A 5,834-nucleotide genomic window follows, 5' to 3' on the forward strand; every position below is an offset into this window, starting at 1 on the left:
GTTAACCGCGCTGTCGTAGGTTCGAGTCCTACTCGGGGAGCGACAAAGAAAATCCTGTAAACGATTTCGTTTACAGGATTTTTTTTTGATCTTTTTGCCATATCGCCATTCAAGATAAGAGGTGTACTCTTTGTAATCCCATTTCTGGTAATAGATGATCTTTGGAAGCTTATCAATTTGAAATTATTGATATTATTTTCTGATGGCATGACTCACTATATAGCAGCTACAAAATATAATTAGACCATCGACATAATGAGCAATATGTGGTTCTCGCAGCATCTTTTGGAATGGGAAGTTTTAGTTGTCAATATAAAATTCTTAAATGAAAGGTTAAAAAGGTGTCCAATTATGGAAAAAAGTGTCCATTTCTGCCAAATGGGTTTACGAAGAGACATTTTTTTATTACATTTAATGTGTTACAGACGCATTTATTAATGACTTTGTATTATTGCACATTTGATACAAAGCGAATAATTAGGGGATATGTATAGAAGGGAGCAAGGAATGAAAAAGACAAAAGAATTAATTTTACGTGCAGTAGAAAAAACAGCGCAGAAAAAATTGATTATGGATAGTGAGAGTTGACCTACATGCTTAGGCATCCTACATCAGCCAGTAAGACCACAGTCATTGCAACATAAAGATGTTACAATGAAGTAAACATCTTTATGTTGGCACCTTGTAGAGTTTCTCTACAAAAATCTCCAGTACTTGAGAACAGACCCTCTGTACCGCAGATTAAAACTTCACTTGATAATTATAGCATATTAGGTCTGTATATGCTATGGATGTAGAAAATATAAAGTTTCTGCATGAGAAAGTCGGAATTTGAGAAACAAAAAACTAATACATATAATAGTGCAGATCATGAAAGTGTAGCACAGAATGGAGAAAAAATGAGAAAAAAAGCAACTATTATAAGTGCATATGTAATTTCTTTAGCGTTGGCATTTGCCCCGATTCATATAGCGACAGGTTATGCCGATGCTGCTGAGACGCAGGTTGATACAGCAAATATATGTATAACAGAAAATATTAATAGTAACCAACTAATGGGTAATATTACAACTGTGCATAAGCTTCCAAATTTACATGATGGTATTCTGTATCAGCTGGAGCATGCCGATAAAGTAGAATTGTCAAATGGCAACGAAGGTGAGAGGTTTAATAGTGATGCATATATTTATTCCAGTGACTCTTATGAAATGAAGGCGGCAAGAAATATTTTTTCTGGAATATTAGTTGCAGAGAATGATATTAAGGTTAGTGGAGAAGAGAATAATTTGCGCCAAGGAATTATGTATACAAAGGATGGGTCTGTATGGATTACTGGAAATCATGTTACAATAAATGGAATTGTCTATGCACCAAAGGGATCCGTACACATAGAGTGTCAAAAATTGGATTTATGTGGAGCGATTATAACAAAGAAATTGACGATTAATGCATCTGAAAGTAGTGCAAAAGAGGACATTCGAGTGACAAATATGATTCAGAAAATGCAGAAATTTTACATGAGAAATGACATTGCCTTAGAAATGTATTTTGATGATGAGGCTGATAAAATAGCATTGTCAGATATAGATGCGCAGACTATAGAATTATATATACGTTACAACAATGAACCATTTCATAGGATTGAGAACTATAAGAATGGTGATTGTTTTGATAAACCTGAGGAAAACGGATATATTGAGGCGTATGTGAAAATTGTTGATAAATACGGCGAGAGAAGAATATCGGACATAAAAACGTTTAAGAATGAAGGGGAAGGATGCATTAGTGAGGTTACTAGGGATACGGATGAAGATGGTATTCCTGATGGATATGAGATTAGAGATGGATATGGAAAGTGGAACGATCCTGACTGCACAGAGCAACAAAAAGTGTGCATTGCTGGAAAAGATCATCTTTCTGTTGAGATAGAAAAAGAAACGATACATAAAATAGAGCAACAATATAGTGATTATTTTATTGTTGACGCACAGAAATGTTCTGATAAGTATGTTGAGGCAAAATATAAATTCGTTCCTGGTGACTGTTTGGAAGCGTATTATAATGAACAGGGACAAAAAGTTACGGAAGTGTACAATAATATTTCGCAAAAGAATAAAATACAGATAATAGATAATAACTATAATATTATCTTATATAATAAAAAAGGAGAACCGGCACTTCGTTTAGCATATGATGGTGCAAATCAAATATATAATGCATACACATATGACGAAAACGGAATTAAAAATATAGAACATAATGGAATTGAGTACGATTTCCAGTATGATAGTGAAGGAAGAATAAAAAGTTTTGATATTAATCAACGCGAACTTAAAACAATAGAATGGGAAAATGACAGAACGTGTCGCACAACATTTGGAGACGGGTATGCATTAATAGCTGAATACGATTCGATTGGCGACATGATAAGTCTGTCAGATGAAAAACAGTTACTCTATAGTTGGACATATGATGAAGATAACCATTATGTTCTTTCAGAGGCTACAGATCATGTCAATCATATTACTTATAAATATACCCATGATAACTCTAGAGAGTTGACTGGCATGAAAAGTTCTGATGGCTGTTCTTATTCAGTGATCAATGATGGAATGAATACGACATTACAGATTGCTTGTAATGGTAACAATATGACGGAACAATTTCTTGTTGATAATGGAAAGTATATTTATCGTAGTAATGCGCTGTTGGAAATTCAGGATCAAAAGGATAAGGAAGTGCGCATAAATGGGGATATAGTGTATCAAGAGTCATATCAGGATGATGGCAGTGATAAACTAATTAAAGTAAATAATCAGAAATCATATCGAGAGGAATACACAGAACAAGGTCTTCTAAAAGCGGTATGGGATAAAGATAGATGCCTAGTATCTTATGAATACAATAATTTAAATGAAGTGATTCGCGAGAATCTTTCTGCAACAAATAAGACATATGTATATCATTATGATGAGGGAGGTAATATAACAAACGTATATGCATATCCATTGGACTTTAATAAACCATCTGTTCAGCTGAAAGATGGAAAAAAGATAGCAGATTATGGATACAATGATAGATATGCAGATCAAATGACATTATATCAAGGAAAACAAATTTGTTATGATGCGAGTGGAAATCCTATAACATATTGGGATGATAGTCACTTTACATGGACACAGGGCAATAAACTCAAGTCGATTAAAAATAATAATGGGAAGACCGTTTATTCCTATGACATGAATGGAAATCGTGTAAAAAAATCTGGAAAAGATGGGAACACTCAATTTTATTATGTCAATGGGAAGTTGATAGGAGAGGTTACGGACAAAGACGAAATGTGGTTTCATTATAATGCTTTTGATCAGCTTGTTGGATTTGAAAGTCAAGGAAAAACGTATTTGTATCGATTAAATGGCAGTAATGATGTTGTTGGAATTATGGATTCAGAAGGAAAAGAACTTGTAACCTATGAATATGATGCATGGGGAAATATTGTCAACATTATCGGGAATCAGACACTGGCAGAACGTAATCCATATCGGTACAGAAGCTATTATTATGATCGGGAGAGTGGATTTTATTATCTTGTGAATCGATACTATGATCCGGCTACAAGGCGTATGTTAAGTATGGATAGTTATACAGACACGGGTTTTGGAGCGTTTTCTCACAATATGTATGCTTATTGCGAAAATACCCCTGTAAATGCAAGTAATGCTACTGGAAATGTGCCAGACTGGGTAAAAAAATTCCCAAAATCTCCTTCAGGAAAGAATTATTATTGGAAAGGAGTGAACAATTTTTTAGATTCCAATTGTTATGGGTTTGCTATGAATAACGAAAAGGCAATTGATCCAGGTCATTATTCTAATCCAACAAAATGTCCTGCGACTGAAAAGCAGGCATTAGATTATACAATGGCTGATTTAAAGAAACTGAAATATAAAATTCATAAAACAATTCCTCATGGCGATGCTAGTAAGTATAATGATGATTATACAATGATTATTTTAAGAACTGGGAAAATGGATAATGGACTACCAGATTATCATTTTATGAAAAGATTTTATAGTTTCAGTACTGGAACACATTTTTGGGCTCATAAGCCTGGGCGAGCTAGAGTGGGGATTTTAATATATGCTGATCGTTTTAAAAATTCACTTCCATGGAAAATTGAGCGGTATTTTGTTAAGAGCAAAAAATGGGATATTGGTGGGGGATCTTATACAAGTAGTCTCCATTTTATTGTATTCAAATAATGATTCAAATCATAAATTCTTCTGACGTTGCATGTGAAAAGGCAATGTCAGAAGAATGTTGAAAATAATAAAATCTGAATGCTGAACAGGGAGGAAAAGAGGATGACCAAATCAAAGAAAATATTAATATGGATCATAGTGGTGCTCATTGCATCGATTTTGCTAGGATTAGCGGTACGTGTTGGAATGTATTATTATGAATACAGACAAGATAGTAAGCTTTTGGAATTTTTTAAAGAAAATGAGAGCAAATCGGTTTTTCATGGCCTGGTGAATGATGATGGAAAGCCTTATCAGCAAAAAACTGTAAGATATGATATTGATGGTGATGGTAAAAAAGAAATTGTTTATGCAGGATATGATGAATTGGGGTCCGGATATCCAAGATATGTGATCTGTTCAATTGGGATTCATTCCGGTCAAAAATTTTATGTAAAGGCAATTTATGACTTAACCTGTTTTGACTATACAGTTGCACCTGATAAAGCAAAATATGTTCTACAACATGGCATACCGAGTATGGCGATAAAATCAGGAAAGTTATTATTTCAGGTGCATGATTATGACGATAAGGATAAGATTTTGAATACATTTACCATGACGGGACAACAGGGAGATCATCTAGTCTTTAATACAGAAAGCGGACGGTTTGTTACGAGTGATTGGGAGGACTTTGATAAGGAGGATAAAGATTGAGTAAAAAAAGGAAAAATTTTATACGACTTATAGCGGTGTTCGTTACAGTAATTATACTATGCTCAGTAGTACGTGTTGGAATGTATTATATTGAATACAGACAGGAAAAAGCAGTTTTGCAATATTTAAGAGAGAATAAAAATAATTCTCCCATTCGCGAGCTAGTAACTGCAAAAGGAAAACCCTATCAGAAAAGTTTCATAAAATATGATATCGATGGTGATGGTGAAAAAGAAATTGTCTATTCAGGATACGATAGCGTTGGAGCAGGACTTCCGCGATATGCAATTTGTGCTATCGGGATTCGTTCTAATCGAGAGTTTTATGTGAAAAAGATGTATCGCTTAACTTGTAATGATTATGCGGCAGGATTCAATAAAGCAGAATATGTTCTACAACATGGCATACCGGGGATGACGATTAAATCAGGAAAGTTATTATTTCAGGTGCATGATCATGACGATAAAGATAAGATTCTGAACACATTTACCATGACAGGACAACAGGGAGATCATTTAGTCTTTAATACAGAAAGTGGACAATTTGTTACAAGTGATTGGAAAGCTACAACTTATTTGAAATGAACAATAAAGAGAAAGGAGATAACCATTGTTTCAAAAGGGAATAAAATCTGCCCGGATATTGCCATTAGCTGATGTCGGTATCCGGGCATGGCCGGAACAGAATTTCTTGTTTGGAATTCTAAGCGGATCAGAGGATGGCCGAAAGTGGATATACAATCATTTTATACAGATGAGAGGCTCTCATTATATCGGGTATCAGTGGGATGCAAAAGATGCCAGCATGACCTTTTATCCATATGCGATCCATTATCTTTCCCCTAATATGTTTGATCTGTGTCCGTTTGTTGAAAAA

The 5,834-nt window shown here is 34.4% G+C and carries 4 protein-coding genes; all 4 read left to right on the forward strand.

Features of this window, described 5'->3' with window-relative positions; translation table 11 throughout:
* The first annotated feature begins 899 nt into the window (after positions 1–899).
* Positions 900–4,262 (forward strand): RHS repeat-associated core domain-containing protein, encoded by a 3,363-nt coding sequence (locus DXB73_RS14205; RefSeq protein WP_182448176.1) that lies wholly within the window; start codon positions 900–902, stop codon positions 4,260–4,262.
* 102 nt (positions 4,263–4,364) lie between these two features.
* The gene (locus DXB73_RS14210; protein WP_118508120.1) at positions 4,365–4,958 is read left to right on the forward strand and encodes a hypothetical protein; all 594 of its coding nucleotides are present in this window, start codon (positions 4,365–4,367) and stop codon (positions 4,956–4,958) included.
* Positions 4,955–5,542 carry a hypothetical protein gene (locus DXB73_RS14215; protein ID WP_118691564.1) on the forward strand — a complete coding sequence of 196 codons (588 nt, stop codon included), beginning with the start codon at positions 4,955–4,957 and terminating at the stop codon, positions 5,540–5,542. The genes DXB73_RS14210 and DXB73_RS14215 overlap by 4 nt, the downstream gene beginning before the upstream one ends.
* 25 nt (positions 5,543–5,567) lie before the next feature.
* Positions 5,568–5,834: hypothetical protein (locus tag DXB73_RS14220; protein WP_147354911.1), on the forward strand; the 267-nt coding region annotated here is incomplete at its 3' end.

Origin of the sequence: Clostridium sp. OM05-6BH (genome assembly GCF_003481635.1) — a bacterium.
Lineage (GTDB): Bacteria > Bacillota > Clostridia > Lachnospirales > Lachnospiraceae > Butyribacter.

Coding starts and splice junctions, on each gene's coding strand:
- DXB73_RS14205 (WP_182448176.1), top strand. CDS start 900: ATGAGAAAAAAAGCAACTATTATAAGTGCATATGTAATTTCTTTAGCG.
- DXB73_RS14210 (WP_118508120.1), top strand. CDS start 4,365: ATGACCAAATCAAAGAAAATATTAATATGGATCATAGTGGTGCTCATT.